Source organism: Phaeobacter sp. S60 (genome assembly GCF_000826845.1).
In the GTDB taxonomy this organism is placed as follows: Bacteria; Pseudomonadota; Alphaproteobacteria; order Rhodobacterales; family Rhodobacteraceae; genus Phaeobacter; species Phaeobacter piscinae.
Window position 1 is genome coordinate 72,926 of the sequence record NZ_JSWJ01000029.1, and the last position, 21,341, is coordinate 94,266.

Annotated in this window: 14 protein-coding genes; 4 read left to right on the forward strand and 10 right to left on the reverse strand. The window is 59.5% G+C overall.

The window, feature by feature from the left end; all coding sequences use genetic code 11:
- Positions 1–76: 76 nt before the first annotated feature.
- Together OO25_RS20875 and OO25_RS20880 are read right to left on the reverse strand one after the other, a co-directional pair.
- Complete coding sequence (locus OO25_RS20875; protein ID WP_040182630.1) at positions 77–691, reverse strand: isochorismatase family protein; 615 nt, start codon at positions 689–691, stop codon at positions 77–79.
- 39 nt (positions 692–730) lie between these two features.
- Positions 731–1,597, reverse strand: a complete 867-nt coding sequence (locus tag OO25_RS20880) for a pirin family protein (RefSeq protein ID WP_040182633.1) — start codon at positions 1,595–1,597, stop codon at positions 731–733.
- Between the two features lie 109 nt (positions 1,598–1,706).
- Here OO25_RS20880 and OO25_RS20885 point away from each other — a divergent pair, with 109 nt between their 5' ends.
- Complete coding sequence (locus OO25_RS20885; RefSeq protein WP_040182634.1) at positions 1,707–2,642, forward strand: LysR substrate-binding domain-containing protein; 936 nt, start codon at positions 1,707–1,709, stop codon at positions 2,640–2,642.
- 341 nt (positions 2,643–2,983) lie between these two features.
- Entirely contained in the window at positions 2,984–4,087 is a 1,104-nt protein-coding gene (locus OO25_RS20890; protein ID WP_040182636.1) for a sensor histidine kinase, read from the forward strand.
- A 282-nt stretch (positions 4,088–4,369) separates the two neighbouring features.
- Here the strand turns inward: OO25_RS20890 and OO25_RS20895 are convergent, their stop codons facing one another.
- From OO25_RS20895 to OO25_RS20920, 6 genes are all read right to left on the reverse strand, one after another.
- Positions 4,370–8,329: a hypothetical protein gene (locus OO25_RS20895; protein ID WP_040182639.1), complete on the reverse strand. Its 3,960-nt coding sequence runs from the start codon at positions 8,327–8,329 to the stop codon at positions 4,370–4,372.
- Between the two features lie 252 nt (positions 8,330–8,581).
- Positions 8,582–10,588, reverse strand: a complete 2,007-nt coding sequence (locus OO25_RS20900; RefSeq protein ID WP_040182642.1) for a type IV secretory system conjugative DNA transfer family protein — start codon at positions 10,586–10,588, stop codon at positions 8,582–8,584.
- Positions 10,589–10,596: 8 nt separating this feature from the next.
- Entirely contained in the window at positions 10,597–12,930 is a 2,334-nt protein-coding gene (locus tag OO25_RS20905) for a relaxase/mobilization nuclease domain-containing protein (protein ID WP_040182643.1), read from the reverse strand.
- The gene (locus OO25_RS20910) at positions 12,917–13,498 is read right to left on the reverse strand and encodes a helix-turn-helix domain-containing protein (RefSeq protein WP_040182644.1); all 582 of its coding nucleotides are present in this window, start codon (positions 13,496–13,498) and stop codon (positions 12,917–12,919) included. The genes OO25_RS20905 and OO25_RS20910 overlap by 14 nt, the downstream gene beginning before the upstream one ends.
- 564 nt (positions 13,499–14,062) lie before the next feature.
- Positions 14,063–14,269, reverse strand: coding sequence for a hypothetical protein (locus tag OO25_RS20915; RefSeq protein WP_007120662.1), 207 nt, complete (start codon positions 14,267–14,269; stop codon positions 14,063–14,065).
- Positions 14,270–14,812: 543 nt separating this feature from the next.
- Entirely contained in the window at positions 14,813–15,742 is a 930-nt protein-coding gene (locus OO25_RS20920; RefSeq protein ID WP_040182650.1) for a DUF2493 domain-containing protein, read from the reverse strand.
- Between the two features lie 843 nt (positions 15,743–16,585).
- Here OO25_RS20920 and OO25_RS20930 point away from each other — a divergent pair.
- Both OO25_RS20930 and OO25_RS20935 read left to right on the forward strand, forming a co-directional pair.
- Entirely contained in the window at positions 16,586–17,554 is a 969-nt protein-coding gene (locus tag OO25_RS20930) for an AAA family ATPase (RefSeq protein WP_197060313.1), read from the forward strand.
- Between the two features lie 8 nt (positions 17,555–17,562).
- Complete coding sequence (locus tag OO25_RS20935; protein ID WP_074940746.1) at positions 17,563–19,893, forward strand: S8 family peptidase; 2,331 nt, start codon at positions 17,563–17,565, stop codon at positions 19,891–19,893.
- Positions 19,894–20,027: 134 nt separating this feature from the next.
- Here OO25_RS20935 and OO25_RS20940 read toward each other — a convergent pair whose 3' ends face one another.
- Together OO25_RS20940 and OO25_RS20945 are read right to left on the reverse strand one after the other, a co-directional pair.
- Complete coding sequence (locus tag OO25_RS20940) at positions 20,028–20,609, reverse strand: rhomboid family intramembrane serine protease (RefSeq protein WP_037240359.1); 582 nt, start codon at positions 20,607–20,609, stop codon at positions 20,028–20,030.
- 147 nt (positions 20,610–20,756) lie between these two features.
- Positions 20,757–21,293: a hypothetical protein gene (locus OO25_RS20945; RefSeq protein ID WP_242407091.1), complete on the reverse strand. Its 537-nt coding sequence runs from the start codon at positions 21,291–21,293 to the stop codon at positions 20,757–20,759.
- Between the last annotated feature and the right edge of the window lie 48 nt (positions 21,294–21,341).

A 21,341-nucleotide genomic window follows, 5' to 3' on the forward strand; every position in this document is an offset into this window, starting at 1 on the left:
CACGCTGATCCCGCATGGGGACGTACTTTGAGTGTCAGCCCCGTATGGTGCGGCTTTTGGGCGGCGCATGGCATGGCTACGCGCTCTCGCGGACCTGGCTGACAAGGATCGACCAATCCATGCCAAGCGCGCCATAGACGTCTCCGGCTTGGTTGTTCGCATTGTCGGCAAGGATTTCGATCATCAGGCTGGCACCATCTGCGACAACCACGCCGGCTTGGGTCAGACGGACAAGTGCAGTTTCGCGCTTGGTCATATTGAAGGTCCCGCTGGCATCGACGGCGACATAGGCCTCGAACCCTTCGCGTACGGCCTGCATGGCAGGGAACGCAGCACAGACTTCAAGGGACAGTCCCGCAAAGATCAGCTTGTTCCGCCCGGTGGCGCGAATGGCCTCTTCCACGCGCGGATCATCCCAGGCATTGACGGTTGTGCGGTCGATAAAGGTCTGGCCCGGCAAGGCCTCTTGCAACTCGGGAATTGCGGGACCCCAGAGCGTCTGGGACGAGGTGGTGGTCGTGACAATCGGCAATCCAAGCGCCTTCGCAGCCTTCGCCAGCCCGACGATGTTGTGTTTCAGATCGGCGATCGAATAGTCGCGGATACCAGTCATCAGCCCAACCTGATTGTCGACAAAGACCACAGCGGCATTGTCACGAGTCAGCGGTTCGGGGTTGTACAAATTGGTCACGGTATTCTCCTTTTCTATCGGTATTTGGTGGCGTTGATTTCAGTCAATTGATCCCAGGCGGCCGGAACGATAGGCGGCCTCGACTGCGTCAAGCTCTTCCGCGGTGCCCATGGCGTAAGGGCCTCTTTGGACAAAGGCCTGATGCAGGGGTTGGCCCCGGAACAGGACGACATGGGCACCCAGTTCCGAGAAAAATGAGATGTCGGTGGCATCAGCAAAGGCCATGGCCTTACCGGGCTGCAGATCGACGGCACCTGCGTTCCAAGTGACCTGGCAGGTGCCTTTTATGGGGAGGATCCAATTATGGTGGTCCTTGCTGCCAGTATGCCTGAACCGGCCACCGGCCTGAATGTTGATATCAAGCAACGTCAGGGGATTGTCCGGCGCAATCGCCCCCTGAAGCCCAGTGCCTTCCCCGAGGACAAGCCGCGCCGTGGCCCTGTCGCCTGCGAGCTGTGGAATGTCCGCCGCCGCGACGTGAAAGGCGGCAGGCGCGTCATGTCGGTGCTCTGCCGAGAGGTTGACAAAGACCTGCAACGCGTGGGTTTTGGCACCGGGGCGGGTCGCTTCGTTATGAAGGGCCCCGCGTGCCGCTTTGAACCAATAAAGATCACCGGGTGCCAGATCCAAGTCATTGCCAAGGGAGTCGCGGTTGTGAAACGCACCTTCGCTGTCCTCGAACATGACCGTCACCGCTGACAGCCCTGCATGGGCATGTGTCCCGAATGTGGGTTTCGTCATGGTGAAGTGGTCCACCATGATTAACGGGTCCATTAGCCCTCGGAAATCCGCATGCTGGTAACTTTGCGCTTCAAAACCGTCGCCGATTGAAAGCGGGCGGCCGTCACTTAGCACATGGGTTTCGCAGGCAGCCCCTGCAAGCTTGTCGATATGTTGCGTGTTCATGTCAGTCTCTCGCTTTTGTCGAATTGAAAATATGAGCGGGACAATCGAACAAAAATCGGTCAATATTGGAACTTAATGTTCTATTTTTAGAACGATGAGGAGAGGCAGGATGGATCTTAACGACGCATTCTACTTTGTTCAGGTTGTTGAAAAGGGCGGCTTTTCTGCCGCCGCTCGGGCCTTGAACATCCCGAAATCACGCCTCAGCCGTCGTGTGCGACAACTTGAGGATGACCTCAATGTCCGTCTCCTGCAGCGCACATCGCGCGTCGTCACCACGACGGAGGTTGGCGAGGAATACTATCGTCACGCCACGGACGCATTGGCGCGTTTTGAGATCGCCGAGACCGCCGTCCGGCGCAAAACCAACACCATAGAAGGGACCGTCACGGTATCCTGTTCGGTCGGTATGGCTCAATTCGGCCTCGATCAAATCCTGCCGCGTTTTTTACGGGACAACCCAGGCGTGACGGTGGTTCAGCGGGCGTCAAATCAGATGGAAGACTTGATCAAGGGCGGGATCGACGTGGCCATACGGGGGCATATGGACTCTCTGCCGGATTCGAGCCTCATCCAGATGCGGTTGGCACGGGTCGAATGGCACCTTTTCTGTTCACCTGAGTTCCATGAAACTTTGGATCATGGCGACGATCCGGTCGCGCTGTCCAATCAACCGGCATTGGTTCTTGGCCGACCGGGCGACACACACCAATGGCTATTAACAGACAAAAACGGGCAAAGTGCATCGGTCCCATGCTCAATCAGGCTTGCGAGTGACGACATGTCGACGCTCAAGAATGCAGCGGCCTTGTCTCTTGGGCTGGTCGCGCTACCAGCCTATGTTTGCCGATCAGAGGTGAATACTGGAAAACTCGTGCGAGTCCTGCCGGGCTGGACAGCGGGCCATCCCCAGATCAGCCTCCTGATACCATCTCGCCAAGGCATGTTGCCAGCGTTCGAGGCCTTCCTAAGTTTTATGAAACAGGAATTGCCGACCGCTTTGACTGCCAATACACCCGCGAACGCTCAGGAAACAGTCAATTGAATGCAATTATCGGCAGCCGGCCCAAAGCGGTCACCCGTCACGGTGCTGCCATTCTGCGGTCGCAGCCCGCATTGCCGCCGTTCGCTGCACGTGCAAAGCCGGAGGCAGCTCGAACTCATGGTCTGCGGACCAAGCCGACTGCCATGTTCGCAGCGCCAAGGTCAGCTTCGTGGTCTTAGGCCTGCGCTTGGTTTCGGACCGGACGCTCAAGCTGGGGCCACTATGGGTGGATGACCAGATCGCGTGACCAATGAGCATTTTGCAGCGCACGTCTGTGACTGTTTATGACGCAAAAACATGCTAAAGCATGAGAGTGCACAATTTTGGTAGCGTCGCCGTAAATGCCTATTGCTTCATTTCATCCTCAGCAAGCTGAACGCTTAGCGGCGTTGTACGACTACGAAATTCTCGAAACCGAGCGGGAACGCGAATTCGATGAAATCGTGCAGCTTGCTGCGGCCTCCTGCGGCACAGCAATTTCCGTGATAAATTTCATCGATGCGGAGCGGCAGTGGTTCAAGGCCGAGACCGGCCTCGGCGTGAGGGAAACGCCTTTGGCCACTTCGCTCTGCTCGCACGTCATTTTGGAGGATGAGTTTGTCGAGATACACGACACATTGTTGGACCAGAGAATGTCTGACAACCCGCTGTGTTGCGGCGATCCAGGGCTGCGGTTCTACGCTGGCGCGCTTCTGAAGACCGCGGATGGGCTGCCTCTCGGGACGTTGTGCGTTCTCGACTATGAGCCGAAGGAACTGACGCCACTACAGCGCGACACGATCCGTGTATTGGCCAGTCAAGTTATGGCGCAACTCGACCTCCGAAAGACGCTCAGACACGCCGAGATGTTGCGCAAGGAGGTAGATCACCGGGTGAAGAACTCACTGCAGTCGTTATCTTCGCTAGTGCGCCTCTCAGGTCGAAAAGCACAAGCAGAGGAGACGATAGAAGCACTTGCTACGATAGGTTCAAGGATCGACGCAGTCGCAATGCTCCACGAGGAACTATATCGCACTGACGCCGGTCACGTCATCGAGCTTGGTCGGTACCTCGAAAATCTGATATCTCACTTCCGGCAGATCGCGCCGGACAATGTAACGCTAAATTTTCAGGGAACCGAGACGAAGGTTACTTCGAACGAGGCTGTCGCGGTTGGAACTTTGATCAATGAGTTCGTCGCAAACGCCTTCAAGCATGCCTTCCCTGATAATCGATTTGGGCAGATTGACATTGTTGTGACCCGCAATGGGGATGATGGCCTCATTCGTGTTAACTGCCGGGATGACGGTGTTGGTCTGTCGGAGGATACTGACCTTTCGACCGGCGGGCTTGGAATGCAAATCGCAGCGGTTATCTCAGCGGAACTTGACGCCAAGCTTGATGTGGACACGAAATCCGACGGTCTGAACGTGACCGTCGAATTCGCGAGCAAGATTTCAGAATAAAGTTACGGGTGTCTTGCCAGTTTGCAGCGCTTTGCCAGTAGCAGTGCTCCAAAGCAGACGCTCATGAATCCTGCAGCATTAGGTAAATTGGGCTCAGAACCGCCATCGGGACAACCGCAGCATCATTTTGGCAGGCCTAGATCCCGACGATGCGGACGGCCCGAAGCAGTCATCCTCCGTCCCTTCATTTTCTGCGAGGCGGCCATGGAAAGCGGACCCTCGTGTCGTTTCGAGGCCACGAAAGCAAAAACGTCAATCGCCGCCATGAACCATAAGATCAATTTAAGGCAGCTTAGATAGTTTCCGCGCTGACTTCACGCAGTCACCTATTGTGTTCAGGACGGCTTCTTTATGGTCGCGATTGATCTCCATGGCCAGAAAACCTGGAGAAGCGAGGCTGGTAGTGCTCGACAGGATTAGGGGGAGTTTGATCATGCGGGCGTTTCTCTGCGCCCTCGACACCGCGGCGGATACCGCATCCCCCAACATCTTGATCGCTCCATCTTCCCCCGACCGAGATGAGAGCTTTTGGAGCATGAAGGCGGCATAGGCGACGCAACGCGCTCCATCGTCCGCATCGTCCCAGAGTTCCAGAAGGCTGGATCCGATCAATTGGGCAATGCTCCAAGGGTCGTTCGTCGGCAGAGCGATATGATCGAGGAATTGGTTCAGCCAGATCGACGTATCCTTGCGCTCCCACTCGAACTGCGTCGTGTCTCCGTCGATGCTGACGTATCGGTAATTCCCTTTCAGCATTGCGCCGAGGGCATCAGAATATGCTTCCTGCGAAATCGTACGCTTATTGCGCGCGATCTGCAGTGCGACCTGGCTCCAAGCCGATGAAACACCATCCAGACTCGCAAACAGCCGGAGGGCGGTGTCATCCGCCAGCAAGGTCCAACCTCTCTCCTTGGCGACTACCAGCGTATCTACGAAGCACGGGCCCACATCTTCGAAAACCGCTTCGAAGTCCGGATGAAGGGCGGTGCCTTCTTCCGGCATGGCGATTTTCAGGCCTCGCGCCAGGTCAAGGGTTCGTCCGAGGTTCGATATGAGAAGGTCGGACATCTCTCGGGACATCTCGATGATACGCGTCCCGTGCTCGTCTGCGACGAAGCTACCTCGGCGTCCTTCTCCCCCGATGGCATCCACCCTGTCCTGATAGGCTTCGTGAAGCAGATCGATGCTGCTCTGGGTGATATGCAGGTCCGGGCAGGCCTGAAGGAGGGTGTCGGCGAAGCCGAGGGTCTGGGCGCCGTATAGGGTGATTGGATCGACGATCACGCCCGGCGCAGCCATAACCGATTGCGTCGCCGCCTTCCGTTCTACGGCATTACCGAGGGCCATCTTGATTTTGATGCTGCCGTGGTGCCGCAGGAAATCCCAGAAATCGAAGACCGTGCCTCCACCTGCGGCGGCCAACAGAGCTATGGGGGCTTTACCTGACTCGTAGGCCTCCTCGATGCGCTTGACCTGCCCCGCACGCTCCTTGGCGCTTTCGAGGATGGGACGAAAGCAGCCTTCCAGATCATTTTCATCGATCCGAAGCGCTCCGAATATCTTGCTCTCAGGAAACAGGCGCTCGAAGTCCTTCTGAGACCGATGATACGCGTGGGCATACTTGGACAGGACCTTTGTGACGGTGGCGTTCAGCTTCCCGACAGCGGAATCCATCGGGAAATTGTCACCCACAGCCTTTCCAATCAGGCGAAGAGCCAACGGGTCTTCAGGGGAAATTTCGTCGCGGTCCGCCCGCGGGGCGGGAGCTGTCTCAATGATCTTCGTGAGCGGATCAGCGTGATCTCGCGAGACCACAACGACCGTATCCTCCTCAACGACCTCGCGGTCGAAATCGACCTGTCGCCCAGAACGGCCTGTCAGGATCAACCCGACCATGAAGCCGAGATGTATCTGTGGGTCGTCATAGCCGTCGCGCAACGCGCGGTATCCGATCTCGAGCGCCCTCTGGAAGTCGTCCGTGTAGTGATCGAGCTTGTGCGCAAGGTGCATCCGCATCCGGGGATCGCCGGAAACGTCCACCGGCACGGTGTCGAGATACCGGATGATTGAAGAGATGTCCGGCAGGCGCTCGCAGATGTCGATCCAGCGAGCGCGGTCTTCCAGGGTTTCATCCCCTGTGCCGAAAACGTGCTCGAGTTCCTTTTTGGCGCCCTTCAAGTTGCCAGCGCATTGAAAGATGACAGCGCCGATCCTGCGCATGCTGGCGGTATCTTTGATCCTGGCGTCGAGTTTCCCATAGAGTTCCCTGGCCTCGCGGATCCTGCGGCAGTTCACCAGTGTCTGGAGCGCCATCCTGAGTTGCGGCGTATCCGTGTCAGGACTGCAGAGGTCGAGATAGATGTCCGCGGCTTCGGAGTTCCGGCCGACCATGGCAAGGGCATGAGCTGCACGGTCACGAGCGAAGCTGTTGGGTTCGCGCTCTGACAATTCGGCAAGGCGATCGATGACTGCGGGATCGTCGAGATCGCCAGTATGGTTGAACACGAAACAGGCCAAGAGCAGGGCGGAGTCTGGATGCTCCGTCAGAACGTCATCGGCGACTTCCTTGAAGAGATCGGGGTTGATCTGTGCAGCCGCCAGGATACGGCAGTTGCCAAACGCGACACGCAAGCCGGCGTCTTCGGCTTCTCGATACAAAGCGTCGGCACGTGTGAGGGCTGCTTCTGGATCGCCTTCATTGATGCGCGCCTGGAGAAGCATGAGCTCGTCATTCGGATCCCGATCGCTTTCGGGAATCCTCGACAGCGCATCTGCAACCGCGGCATCCTCTCCCTTGTGCATCTGATGGGCGGCGCGGAACCGGAGCAGTTGCGGCGTATCCCCAAGTCTCCGGAAGGCTATCTCGATGAGCTCTTCAGCCTTCTCTTCGTCCCCAAGCATCAGGGAGGCCGAGAGGGCGTTCATGATGCAGGTTTCAGCCTCTCGCGCCCATCCGCTTGCCTGCAGAAGGCCCCAGGCAACGAGAAAATGTGCTCTCGCATCCTCGACGATCTCGATGTCGCTTTTCCGCATGAGCCTGAGGCTACGGATGTCTTCTCGCTCGGCGACTTCCTGGAACCTGAGGTATCCTGCATATGCGCGCACGCGCCAATTGTCAGGGTCTCGATTGACCGCATCCTTGATCAACCGCCGGCAATCCTTGAGCTGGCCCGCCTTCTGGGCGTGCTCCGCGAGTGCCAAAAGAAACTCCGGGATTCGCTGGAACTGTTCCGGAAGCTGGGCCTGAAGCTCTTGCCATGGCGTTTCCGCCGGAGCCGTCTCCAGGAACACTCCAGCTGCCCGCTGTTGTGGCTCTGGCATCGCCATGGCGCGGGCGGCCAGTTCAGCCGCCTTCTCACGATTGCCCGTGATGGACTCTGCAGCCGCCAGTATGGATAGCGCTTCGGATGTATCAGGATACTCTTCGTGAGCCTGACGATACCAGTCTACGGCGGCATCCTTGTCACCCTTTGCAAAATAGGCGGACCCAAGGTTGGCCTTGATGCGGAAACGGTCTCGAGCGCTGGCAGTGCGGCCCTCATTTTCGAGAAGTCGTTCAAGCCGGGTGATCGCGGTTTGCGCCGGGCTATCGTTCAGGAGATCGGCGGCATCAGTGATGCGCTGACCGAGAGCGTCTCCATCCGGCTCTCGCTCCAAGCCCGCTACGACTGACCTCTGGAAATCAAGAAGCCTGGACGTGACTCCTGTCAGATCCCTTGAGATGTCACCGCGTAGGTCATTCATCGCTTCCGATATCTTCAAGTCGGCGATCGGCGATACGCCTGAGCAATGAATCGCCACGACGCGAGGATGGCGATTGAGAACGGCCTTGATCTCGTCCCAGCCCATGACATCGACTTCGAAGAGAAGCTCCTTGCGGTTCTTCTCATTCAGTTCTCGCGCAACTGCCTGTATTCGCGCATCATTGGGGGCTGTGGTGGCGAGGATGAACTTGTCGAGAGCGGGGCGGAAGGCCTTCGCCTTCTCGACCTCTTCACGAAGATCTTTTTCTTTAAGCGCCTTCCCATAGCCTCCAGAGCGGCCTTTACACTGGACGCCAACCCATTTGTTGTGAACCCGATCCGTACCGAAAACATCGACACCATGCTGCTCTTGGCCAGACCGGCCATTGGCGCGAGCGTCGTCTGTCTGCCATTCGCTTTCGAACAGATCCCTTGTCAGCCGCTCGAATGCCTGCCAGTCGGAGGGCGCAGGAAGATTTACACTTGTGACGTTAACCATGCTGCTCGTGGCTTTGTATTCTCCAAACCCGAACCGTAGCTTGGCCCCTTCGAAATCGGAAGCACAAGGTTGGCGTTTCGACGTCGATAGGTCGCATAGCAAGAGTCCGCACTCCGCCCGACGTGCATGACATGGCCGTGCTCGGGACCAGCCCGGTAGGTATGTCCGCTCTCAAGCTTTCGCCTAAGCATGCTGCAGGTGCGGAGAACGTCAGCTTTCCGCCCGCTCGACCGAAATAACATCTTCGCTACCCTATCGGGCAACCAGCTTTTGACCACCATCTTCTCTCAACATTGCTTCCATGTCGTCCAAGCCATCGACGGCGGAACGCATCTGCGCCTCATCAACGGCGCTCGCTGCCTCGGCATCCGCAACCTGGCTCCCAAAATCCATCTCCATCTGCCGCTGTTCCTCGGCGACGACGGCTTGAACGACAGGCGCGGTCTTCTTTGGCGTACCGTCGTTTTGCCCTGACGGCTGACCACCAGATACTTGGCTTGCGCTCTCCATATCCACATCGGCTTCTGTTCCACTGGGCCCGTCCGGCGGCGGTGTCATCGGCATGGCGCGCATACTCAACGGCAGATTGCCCTGCTCCCCCCCTCCCCCCGGCTCCGGAAATGGCAGTTCTCCCGTCTGAGCCGCGTGGATCGCCTTGAACAGGCGGTCGTCGAAATACTGGATCCGCTTCGCACGGACCGGCATTTGCGCGTCGATGACCATGACGATCTCGTCGAGCGGTAGGCGGCGTGCTTCATCTTCCGGCAACAGCGAGCTTTCTTCGGTCCGTGTGGATTGGCTTCGGCCCTCGAAGGGGTTCTTGCCGATGGATTGGGAGCGCGTGACGACTGTCTTGGTGGTCTTACCAACGGCCTTGCTCAGCTCTTCGACGGTCTTTTCATCGGAGGGCGTGAGGTAGAGCTTTACGCCGGCGTTGCCCTGCAGCGCGCGGCGGGTGTTCTCGCCGTAGATTTCATCGAGGGCGGGGATAGTTTGGGTGACCACGGCCAAATGGCCGCGATAGGTGCGCAGGGTCTCGATGCTCTCGACCACGATGGGCATCTTGCCCAAGCGATTGAACTCATCGAGCATGATCATCACGGGCCAAGGCTCATCTGGCCCGGGGTCCTTTTCCTGCATGGCCGACAGAAGATCGGAGAAGAAGAGGCGGATCAGCGGCGCGAGGGGTTTCACCATCAACGGCTGAACCACGAGATAGACCGAAAAGGGCTTCTTGCGGATCGTCCGGAAATCAAAGTCCGAGACCGCCGTTGCCTCATCAATCGCCGGGTTCTGCCATTGGTCCAGCCCCGAGGTCATCAGAAGCGAGACGTAAGACGTCAGCGTGTCGTTGTTGGTCGAGGCCAATCGCGTGAAGATCAGTTTGGCGGCCCGGTTGTCGACTTCGTGGCCGCGCGCGAAGTATTCCTTCTGCTTGTTCCCACCCGAGGCGGCGATGCGATAGATCTCGCCGAGGGTCGGGCGCTTGCGCTGGAAGGCCAACAGGCCTGCCGCCACGAAGAGATCGATCCCGCCCTTGAGCAGCCCCTGCACCCGGTCATTGTCGCTTTGCAGGAAGAGCGTCGCCAGGAGCTGCAGTTCCATCTGCTGGCGGGCAGGGTCTTTCAGTTCGAAGATGCGCAGAAGCGGGTTGTAGCGATGCGTGCGCTTGCCCTCCCAATCGGTGGGGGCAAAGCGATAGACCTTGTCGCCTTGGGCGGCGCGATGCCGGGCCGTGGCCTCAAAACACTCCCCCTTCACGTCTAGCGTCACGGCGGAGCCCTGCCAGGTTAGCAGGTTTGGAATGACAAAGCCCGTGGTCTTGCCGCGGCCCGTGGGCGCCACGATCAGCGCATGCGGAAAAACCTTGGAGCAAATGTAATTGGCGCGGGAGCCCGGCGTCCCCAGCTTGCCGAGGATGAACCCGGTCCCGGGCGCCCCGAAGAACCCATTGGCCTTCATCTCGCGCGCACTCTGCCAATGGGTCTGGCCAAAGCGTGTGAGGGCGGAGCCCGAGAGGGCGAGGCTCAGCATCAGGCCGGCGGCGGCGAAGCTGCCGATGATCAGATGGATGAGTTGGGCGTCCTCCGGGCGGCGATCGAGGATCGCCATGTAGTTCTGCGCGATGTAGGCAAAGTCGATCTCGGCCCCGAAGCCCAGATCCTGGTAGGTCAGCACCGCCGAGGCGATCGTATAGCCCATGGCCCCGGTCACCAGCGTCACAAGCAGGACGCCCGTGGCGATCCGCGATTTTCCCATGGCGGCGCTCAATGGACCTGACTCCGCTCGGTCTCGCCATCCACGTCTGTAGCGCGGTGTTTTTCGTATTCCGCGTCGGCTAGTTCATCGACCACCTGGCGCAAGGCCTCCGTATTGGCCGTCGCTGCATCGGATTGCAGGTAGACCTTGGCGACATAGAGCCGGTCGAGGCGGTCCTCGAGAACCTTGTCCAGCGCATCGGCATCCCCGGATGTGAGCCGGCCCAATTGACGGTCATCCAGCACCCGCGCGATCTCGGTTCGGAAAGCGTCCCGCTCCGCCTCGGTCTCGAAGGGCGCGGACAACTCCCCCGCCCGCTCATGGTCCAGGACACGCGCAATCTCGCCTGAGAGGCGGTCGGACCGGTCAGTCTGCGGCGCCGTTTCATCTTGGGTTACTAGACGTTGGTCACGCGTGCCCAACTCGAGCCCGTCGCGCATATCGGTTTCGCGGCGGACCTGATTGATGGCCTCCGTGTCGCGTATCTCGACGACGGCGGCATAGGTCGCGCCGAGCCCACGGGCGAGATGGGACGGCATGTCCGGATAGCGCTCCGAGACGTCATCGGCGACCGCATCTGTAACAGGCGTGCGGAGGTCGCGCCCCTCCATGATCCGGTCGACATCGCGGGCGATTTCGCCGGCGCGGGCCGCATCGGTGATGGTCTCCCTGTAGGGTTCAGACCGGTCGATCACATCGGTTGGGCGTGCAAGCAGCTCCGGGTGCGCCTCGAGATACGCGCGCTGCTCCGTCTCGATCCGGCGCTCCGCCCTTGAGACAACCTCCCAGTCCCGGTCCTCGATCTGCTGCGCTGTCAGGCCGTCTGCGCGCATCTCCTGACGGATTGTCCCTTCCATCGCCCGGACCGCGCCCTCATGATAATGGAGCCGCTCGCTGACCGCTTCCGCTTCCACGACACCGTCCCGACGCAGCACGTTCTCCCGTTCCAAAAGCGTGCCAAGGTTGACATGCACATCGTTGAGAATGTCGCGCGCCTGTTCCAGATCGGCGCGGCGTTCGAGGTTCAGATCGCGCGCCTCGGCCACCTTGGAGAGATCATCGGCGATCCATTGATGTTCGAGCGCTGCATTTGAGGCGCCCGTCTCGATCCGCGCCACCACTTCCGATGTGCTGATCCCGGTACCGCGCAGGGCGGTGTCTATGCGCGACCGCAAGTCCGGCTCGGCCAGACGGTCCAGCTGACTGGTGTCGATGTTCGCCTCGGAATAGATCCCACCCTCCGAGGGGGCGTCTGATAGCGTGGATGAACGCAATCCGAGCGGCTGCATGTGCTGGACCTGAGTCTGGATCTCGATGAGGCGTTTTTCCAGCACGGGACGTTCCGCGTCAGACTTCTCGGCGATCATGCCCTGCACCCGCGCCAGCTTCTCCGCATAGAGGCTTCTCAGATCCTCGAAACTCTGATCCTCGGCCATATAGATATCTCCTGTTCGGTCCACCTGCCCGCCGCGCGCCAGCACCTCGCCCGCGCGGAAGAGGGCTGCGGCAATATCCTCGCGGGCCTCACGCGAAGCCTCCGCGGCAAGCGAGTGGTAGACGGTTCTGGTATTGGCGATCTCCGCCAGCGTCCGGGTCAGGTCCTGCCCCACGCGTTCGCGCTCGCGGGGCGCGCGCCCCTCTTCCTTGGCAGCATAGACCTCGCGGGTCCGGGCGGGGTAATGCACAACCCCGCGATCGACGCGGCGCGTGGCCTCCAGGCGCACGCCGTACTTCTCCGCCTCCTCGACCATGCCGAGGCGGAAGTCGTCATAGTTGAAGCGATGGTTGCGCCCGAGGAAAAAGAACTCGCCTTCCTGCGAACGGCGGTTCAGCACCAGATGCGCATGCGGGTGATCGCGGTCTTCATGCACCGCGATGATGTAGTCGAAATGCCCCGCGTCACTCTGGAAGAACCGCTCGGCCACATCCGTCGCGATGTCACGCACATCCTCGCCCCGCGTGCCGATGGGGAAGGACATGAGCATGTGCGTGGTCTGGCCAAGCTTGGGTTTGAAGCCTGCATCCCACCGCTTGGCAAAGCGCTCGGTCAGATCCTTGATGTCCTTTGCCTCAAGCTTTGCCTTGCCATCCAGGAACCCACTCGAGTCCACGATATGGGTGGACTTTGTGGTCAGATAATCAAGCTGGTTTGCAAGCTGCGATTTGGTATGCGTGCCGCCGCCCCGGATCGCCTTGAAGACCGCTGGCCGGTGCCCTGCAGCCGCGCGCACAAGCTGGCTCTGCTTGGCGACATGCAGCCCCTGCATCGAGCCCCGGATCCGACTCCAGCCGTCCCGGAAGACCTCGCCTGTGACAGCGTCCACCGCATCATTCAGCCGCATGGGCAAACTCCCTTAGCGCGGCACTGGCCTCGAGCTGCATCGCGTCGCGCCGACGCCGCAGGAGCAGATCGATCTCGTCGGCGGAATCGAGGATGAACCGCGCCAACCCGCGCATCTGCGCAAGCCGCAGTTCCGAAAACTCCGGGCCAGCCCCCTGCCCTTGCCGATTGGCCAGCGTCATCTGCTTGGCGATCTGCGCAACCCCATTGCCGACCTCGTGCAGCGAGGCGCGGGTGCGCGCCATCTCGGCCGCCAATTGAGCGTCCGGAACGAACACCCCACCCGCCGCCTGGATCAGCCGCCGCAGGCCCTCGGCCCGGCTCTCGATCCCCGCCTTCGCCAACACCTCGTCGAGCGCCGCAAGCTCCGCAGCCGTGACCTTCACACTGACCGCTGAGACCGGAATTGCGGCATCCGTCTGTCGCTCGGCATCAGCTTTGAGCGTGTACTGAATCGCCCGCACCGACACGCCAAACCGTTCCGCTAGCACTGAAGTGGAAACGCCTTCCGCAGCTTCGCGAACGATCTCCATGCGGTCCGCATCTGTGAGACGTTTTGAGCGCGACATGCGAAGAAAGACCCCCTATTTCCTGCCACCTTCCACCAAGGCTGCTTCCACCTTACGATAATATACCAAGCTGTCAATTATATACTTACGTTGCCTTCAGTCTCAGGCAGCCTTGGTGTCCGCTTCCCCCGCGGGCCGCGGGGGAAGCGGCTCTGCCGCCCTCACCACCGGGCGACCCACCTGCCCTAGGGGTCCCGTCCGCCAGCCCCGCCCGAGGGTCTGGCCGAACACATGCGTGTTCGGACGGAACCGCGGGCGGGCGCAAACCCCACCGACAGGGCGGAAAGGCAGGGTCAAGGAGGGCCAGATTTGGCTCCGCCAAATCTCTGCCGCAAAAACCGGGAGGCCCTGGCCGATAGGTTTTTGTGGATGGCCCCCTTGAGGCTGACTGGCCGGTCTGTCGCGGCATGATCATTCCGGGGGGAGTGCGTCCTTTGAGCGCGAGGATACCGGCACCAAGAGTAGGTCGCTGTAGGCGATCACCCGCGCCGGTGACGGCATCCCTGGAACAGGGATCGGGCCGCCCCAAGATCATCTTGGGGCGGCCCATCCTCGTCAGAGGATTCAGTCCTGGGGATCCTTCGCGCTCGGCGGGAACATCACCAGCTCCGAGACCGCGACGGGGAAGTCGAGCTTGAGGCTGAAGAACTCCGAGCCGTCCCCGTTGCGGGTGTTGCGGAACATCGCACCCACGCGCTGAAAACGGGTGCGCTCCTGGCCATCGGTGTCGGTGAACTTGACTGGGACGGTGGCGACGTAGTGGTTGGTCATTTGGGTTACTCCTTGTTGCGATGGGGATCACCCGGCACGGGGGCAAGAGGCCCGGTCGCAAGTGCAAATGCGGAGGGTCCGCGGCCCTGCCGTGGAAGCCGTATTTGTGCTTGCCGAAGCGTGAGCTGAGGGCACGATTGGGCCGACCCCGTGCGATCCACATCTATGAGCAAAAAGGAGTGATCCGGATGATCCTTGCCATCACGTTGGCGCCATCCTCCGCGTCCTCGTCTCGCCGATCCTGGCCGGGGTGCTGATGGAGCCCGCCCGCGTGGATGCGATGTTCCGAAACACCCCCCGAGGGTTGTGCAGGTCTCAGCCTCATGTGCGACGTTTCCACCCCTCGGTCTTGCGCTGCTGACGACGTGCGTGAGGGGCGCTCCATCCCGAGCCCGTACCGATGCCGATGCGGATGGACCGAACACTGTCGGACCGGGTAGAGGGATAACGGTGCTGGCCGCCGCAGACTGCCGATCACGCATGACCAATCGCACGCGCCATGAGACATGACGAAAGGGCCGCGCCAAGCGCGACCCCCTCTCTTCAATCTTGCGCAGTATTCTTCGCCGGGTCCGCAACCCGCATGACCGTCAGGCCTTTCGTTTCCGCTTTCTGCCCGAGGTTCAGCGCGACCCCGTTGCCACCGAAGAGAACAACCCCCGTCGCCGCGAACTTGTCGTCCAGCATCTCGTCGTTGCACTTGAACGGTGCCGCCCGCCCGTGCGCGGACCAGCGCGGATCGAAGCGCGCTTGCGCGACCCCGCGTGCTCGGGCCCACCGGGCCGCAATCATCTCCGCACCGTGCTTGCCACCCTTGTGGCAGAGGAAGATCTCCTGATTGCGGTTCTGCTTGATCCGGTCGCGAACCTTGTCGAGCGTGTTGAAGATCACATCGACATCGGTCCAGTCGGTGGCGCCCGAGACGATCAGGGGCACCCCCTCGACTTTCGACTTCTCGGCGGTTTCACGATCATGCTGCTCGAGGAGCTGCCGGGCCTCGAAGACCGCCCCGGTCTCTTGCGCCCGGACGCTCGCCCGCGACCCGGCTGCCGGGATGAAGGCGTGGCCCGTTTCGATCTCGTAGCATTCCGCTGCGGCCTCGCTCATCACCTCGATCGCGCCGACGATCTCGCGCAGCTGCAGAAAGCGCGCCTGCGCCTCTTCGAGTGCGGTCTCGGCGATCTCCGACCCGTCGTGGGATTTTGCCAGCGCACCGATCTTGTCGGCGGTGCGGTCGACCTCCTTGCCAAGCGCCACCTTGCGCCGCTGCAGGATCGTCGCGAGCCCATGGGCCAGCGGTTCGATCTCTGCTTCAAGCCCGGTCCCGCGCAGCTGACCGAGCAAAGCCTCGAAGCTCTCGCGGATGATGCGGTCGGTCAGGATGTGATCTTCCGGGATCGGCAGCTGTGCGTCCTTTTCGGTCAGTCCGAAAAGCTCGATGGTCTCGTAAGTGTTTGCAGTGTCGTAAGCCATGTCTGGTCTCCAGTATTCGGTTGTGGAGCCACCACGTGAGTGTGGTGGCATGGCCGAATGCCTGGTTTCCGAATCTGCCCGGGTCAGGGACGGCGCAGCCGCCGGCTTGCCGGGCGCAAAAGTTTTCCGAGCGCAGCAACTGACACAGGCCCGCGCTCACGCACGGGACCGCCCCGCGCCACAGGCCCCGCCCTCGCCGAAAAGTTTTGCGATCCTTGACGCGGGCTGATTTGGGGGCCATCCGGAGGATATGCTTCCACGCTCATGTGTGTGTGTTTTGACGGTAGGTTTGCCCGACCCGAGCAGGCAAACGGCCCGACCAGACGCGGGAGACGGATGAAGCGGCGGGATCGTTTTGGCCTCGGGCCAAAACAGACCAGAGCGCAATCCGGCGGAGCGGCCAGGGAGAGACGTGCTCGCGAGGCGGGCAAACCGGGATGCCGGGTACGACGCCGCGGTGAGGCCGCATGGCCGAATGCGCGACGGACCGAAGGGCCGTTCTCCCCTGCGACACGCGCAGCCGAGCTGGGGAGGCCGCAAGGCTCTGGCCAAGGTTGATGTGCGGGCGACGCCGCTGCCGACTATAGGTATTGCTTGTCCGGGCATTCGACTTAAAGGGCGGGCGGACGTTCGCTGCGGCAGCGAAAAAAGTGAAGCAGGTCAAGAAAACCGGACGTTTGCCGTAAGATTTCGAACTGATTTGATGCGCCCTCAGCCTTTCTCGACCCCGTGGCATGCCAACCCGGCTTTATCCAAATCAAGCGTCAAATTCGGTAGCGCTCGTCGCAATACTCGGCTACGATTTTACGAAAAGCAGGTGGTTGCATGGCACGCGGAGAACTGATGAAAAAGCTGTTGTCGAGCTACGGGCGCGACGATGAATTCCGTGGTGTTGTCGAACAGATCATCTCCGAAGAGGAAAAAAAGAACAACCGAGTGCTAGCACGGTCACTGCGCAAGGCACTGGATGGACTGACGACACGCCCGCAAGCCAAGGGTCTTTCTCCTTTGGTGCCGTTCCCAGACGAGGCCGGAGAGTTCATCCAGCGGATCGAACCCGTTCATACGCCCGATGACATTATCCTGACTCACGACAACATTGAGCTCTTCACTGGGCTACTGGATGAATTCCGAAAGTCCGAAACGATCAAGCGCCATGGGCTTCCCGTGCGTTCCAAACTACTGTTCTGCGGGCCACCTGGAACGGGCAAGACATTGTGTGCTGAGGTTTTTGCCGGCCAGCTGGGATTGCCGTTTTTCTTTGTCAAACTGGACAGCCTCATCTCTTCATTTTTGGGCGAGACTGCCACCAATATTCGCAAGACCTTTGAGTTTGCACGCCGCCAGCCATGCGTACTTTTTTTCGATGAATTTGACGCGATTGCGCGGTCGCGGGAAGAAGGCAACGATCACAGTGAACTGAGACGCGTGGTCAACAGTCTTCTGATCTTCATCGATCAGATACAGCCAGGTGGTTTTCTGATTGCCGCCACTAACCTGGACGCTCACCTTGATCCCGCCATATGGCGACGCTTCGATGAAGTAGTATGGTTTGACCATCCCGACGAAGCAATGGTCCGCAGGTATCTCACCAATGCGCTGAAAAACACCGAAACGGAGTTCGAAGCAGAGGATTTCGTTCAGAGCCTAGCTGATTATTCCTATGCCGAGCTTGAAAAAATTTGCAACCAGGCCAAGAAAATTTCTCTTCTTGATCGCCGAAAAAGCATTTCAAAGAAAGACTTTCGTGATGCCATCCGTTACGCTGAACGCCGCAGGATGCGATTAAGGAAATTATCGAACAACCAGTGAGGCCACTGTTGGCACAATACGATCATCTGCAACTGGTCAGAGCGAAAGAGCCTTTTGCACGCCGAAAAGACGGCAGACCCGGTCCAGCGCCCAAGCCGGGAAAGGGTCACGGAGGGCAAATACGGCGCGAAGCCGATGATGCGGTCGCACGTCAACGCGCCATCCGCCCTCCCCAATTTGTCGATCCATCCCTGATTCTGAAAGTCCACATGCATGGACTGGCCATGGAGGGAGACTGGGAACAGCTTGGACTCACGTTGTTAAATACAGACGATGACAACAATATCGTCTTGTTTTCTTCAACAGATGAACTGAGCGATTTTCGCAATAGGCTGGATGCCTATGAGGGACCAACACCTGCAGGTCAGAAGAATCCGAGCTACTCCGGTTTTATCAACCGTATCGGTAGTATTAGCACACTGGAGCCGCGCGACCGTCTCGGGATCAGGATCAAGGAAGCCGGTTTTACGGAGGTTTCTGATCTTCAAGACGGCCAAGAGTACATACTCGATGTCGAACTTTGGGAGTTCGGGACGCAGGCTGCGCGTCGTCGAAAGGCAGAAGAAATCATCGCGTTCATTGAGGAGCAGGGTGGAGAGCTATACGACCACTATTCTGGGCCATCTATCACGATGATCCGGGTCAAGGCTTCAGGGCAGTCTATCAGACCGATTTTTTCTGTTCCTGAAGTAGCTTTTATTGACCTTCCACCGGAGCCGGACATCGAAGCCAATCAGATCGTCCAGTTCGCGCTAGATGATGTTCCGCCCGTTGCGCCTCTTGACCCTGATCTGCCAATCATTGCTGTGTTGGATACGGGCGTGAACGATCATCCATTCCTCGCGGATGCGATCGTCGCGCGCGAGGCCTTTCCCAGCGAGCTCGGTGAAGCAGATATTGCCGGACACGGGACGGCAGTGGCCGGTGTTGCCGCGCTTGGTGATTTAAGGTCGCAGCTCGACGGAACCTCTTTGCAACGTGTGGCGAGAATTATCTCGGCAAAGGTGGTAACGGACGAGCGGAAGTTTTTTGATCGTCGGACGCTGCCGAGCCAGATGAGACAAACGATCCAGAGCCTAAATGCAAGTCATGGATGCCGGATATTCGTGATCTCTCTCGGCGACACGAAGGCTAACTTTGAGCAAGGACGCGTTGGTCCTTGGGCAACGACGCTGGATGAGTTGGCACGTGAGTTGAACGTCCTGATCTTTGTGTCAGCGGGAAACCGGCCCCCTCGTGGCGGTACATCAGTTGAGCAAGGCGTGACCCAATATCCGGGCTATCTCCTTGAAGTCGCAAACCGTGTATGTGAACCTGCTGGAGGCGCGAACATCGTGACGGTTGGTGCATTGGCTCATGCAAACGGCATTGGCCCTCAGCATGAATTTGATGCGCATATTCAGCCCATCACCGAGCGAGATGAACCTGCACCTTTCACGCGCACTGGCCCAGGCGCCGGAGGCATGACCAAACCTGATTTCGTCGACTATGGCGGGACAATGGTTTTTGATGCCGTGGCGAGGCGTTTGCAGACGGCCCCTCATCTGGCGACGGCAGGCCTGATTACAACAAACCACGATTTCTTGCGTCAATTGCTTACAAGCAAAAGCGGCACGTCTTTCGCCGCACCGATGTTAGCGAACAGGGCTGCGCAGTTGGTCAGACGTTTCCCCGGGGCATCAGCCAATCTGATCAAAGCGCTTCTGGCGAATTCCGCGACTGTTCCAGAGGCTTCCACTCGACGACTGTTGGCTCTTGATGCGCGTGATCATTCAAGAGTCCATGGTATTGGCCTCGTCGACACCTTGCGTGCGGCCTACTCGGATGATCACCGCGTTGTTTACTTCGTGGAAGACAGTCTGGAACTGGACCATTTCGCAGTCTATCGGTTGCCAATACCGATTGAGTTTCAGACAGGAGGAAAACGCACTATTCGGGTTTCTCTGGCGTATGATCCTCCGGTGAAAAGAACCCGCGCAGAGTATATCGGCACGCGTATGAATTTTCGCCTTATTCGGGGCTGCCCGGTCGATCACGTCTTCGAGTATTTTCGCTCTCGGGTGGGAGAGGGAACGGATCCCCCAGAGATGGCGGGAAAATATGATTGTGATCTGGTGCCCAAGAAGAACGCTCGCGACAAAAACACAATCCAAAGCGCCTCGATATCGTTCTCAGCCGACACAACACAATATGGCGGTGAATATCATCTGGTAGTACGTTGCGTGGGTGGCTGGGCTATGGATCAGGAGATCCGTCAAAACTTCGCGCTGGTAGTCGAACTGGAGCACCATGCTCAAGTGCAGCTGTATGCAAGGCTACGGCCGAGATTGCGGACCTGAAGACCCCGACATTTTCTAGCAATTTTTGCGCGTCTATCGGTAATCTTCGGACTAACAAACGTCAGCTTCGAGCAAGCCGCGCTGCGGCGAACTTTGCGCTCATCGAACGGCCGGAATCGGCCGAGTGTACGGCTTCAGTCCAGATCGACGCTGCCGAGGCGCGGCGCATGGACATGCGTCCGGATTAGGAACGCAGCGCCCGCGCCCGCGATAGCGCCGAAGAGATGCGCCTCCCACGACACGCCGGGTTGGCCCGGAAGAACGCCCCAGAGAATAGAGCCATAGAGGACACCGACCACCAGTGCCGCGCCCAGCGTGATCGGGGAGCGATCCACAAGACCGCGCGCGATGAGGAAGCCGAACCAGCCGAAGACCAGCCCTGACGCTCCGATATGGATGGCGGAGCTTCCGAACAGCCAGACAAGAGCGCCGCCGAGGCCGATCACCACGGCATTCACCGACAGCAAGCCTCGCGTGGTTGTTGCCACCAGCAGCCCACCCATCACCAGGAGCGGCGGCGTATTGGCCATCAGGTGCGAGAAGCTCCCATGCAGGAGGGGCATAGCGATGACACCATCTAACCCGCTGCCGTGCCTGGGGATCAGGCCGAAGGCCGGGTTCAGGCCGTAGCCGGTGATCCAATTGACAACCTGAACCGCCCAGAGCAGCGCGACAAAGGCGGCAAGCGCCGCGGTGCGCCGGAAGAAGACGCGCATATGATCCCGGTTCATCATGTTGGCGACAGTAGACGTCACCACAGCGCCTTCAATGGTTTTCGCGCGCTGCACTGGATGCCGCCGCCTGCAACGGAGTTCGGGGCGGCCAACCTCGGTACGGCTCAAGCCAAGAGAATGGCTCGGATCTTACACGGTGTTTCCCGGACGAAAGGGCTGCGGTTCACGCTCGGGACGCTTCAGGGCTTCGGCGTATTTGCGGGCATTGCCGTCAATCGTGCCGTGCCAGAGCTGCGAGACGAAGGCCCGGGCGTTTTGGACCGTCATGTCTTTCAGCGAAGGGGACAGCGCCATGAAAAGCTCATCCTCGCTAATCGCAGCGGCGTTATGCATGGCGTCCGCGTAAAATGACGGGTCGTTGAGAACCTGCTCGTTCAGCGGCATCCGCGCGAAGTTCTCTTCCGGGATCGCCATGAAGATCGTGTCCTGCAGGTCGGTCAGATACGCACGCCGCGATGTGGACACCGGCTTTCCCGCCGCCTTGGCCTCCAGATATGCCTGCCTTGTCCTGTCGAGCTTTGCCCTTTCATGGATCAAGATGACTTCACGCTTTCGGGCGGGTAGCGCGAATCCGGTGCAGCGCTCGATATGGGCGAGGAGATCTTCAACCTCTGCCTCAACATTAAAGCTCTCGAACCATGGAACCGTCCCTGATCTAGCCGCCACGCGCCCGCCCTCAATTTTGCGTTAATATATTATTGTATCGCATTTGCA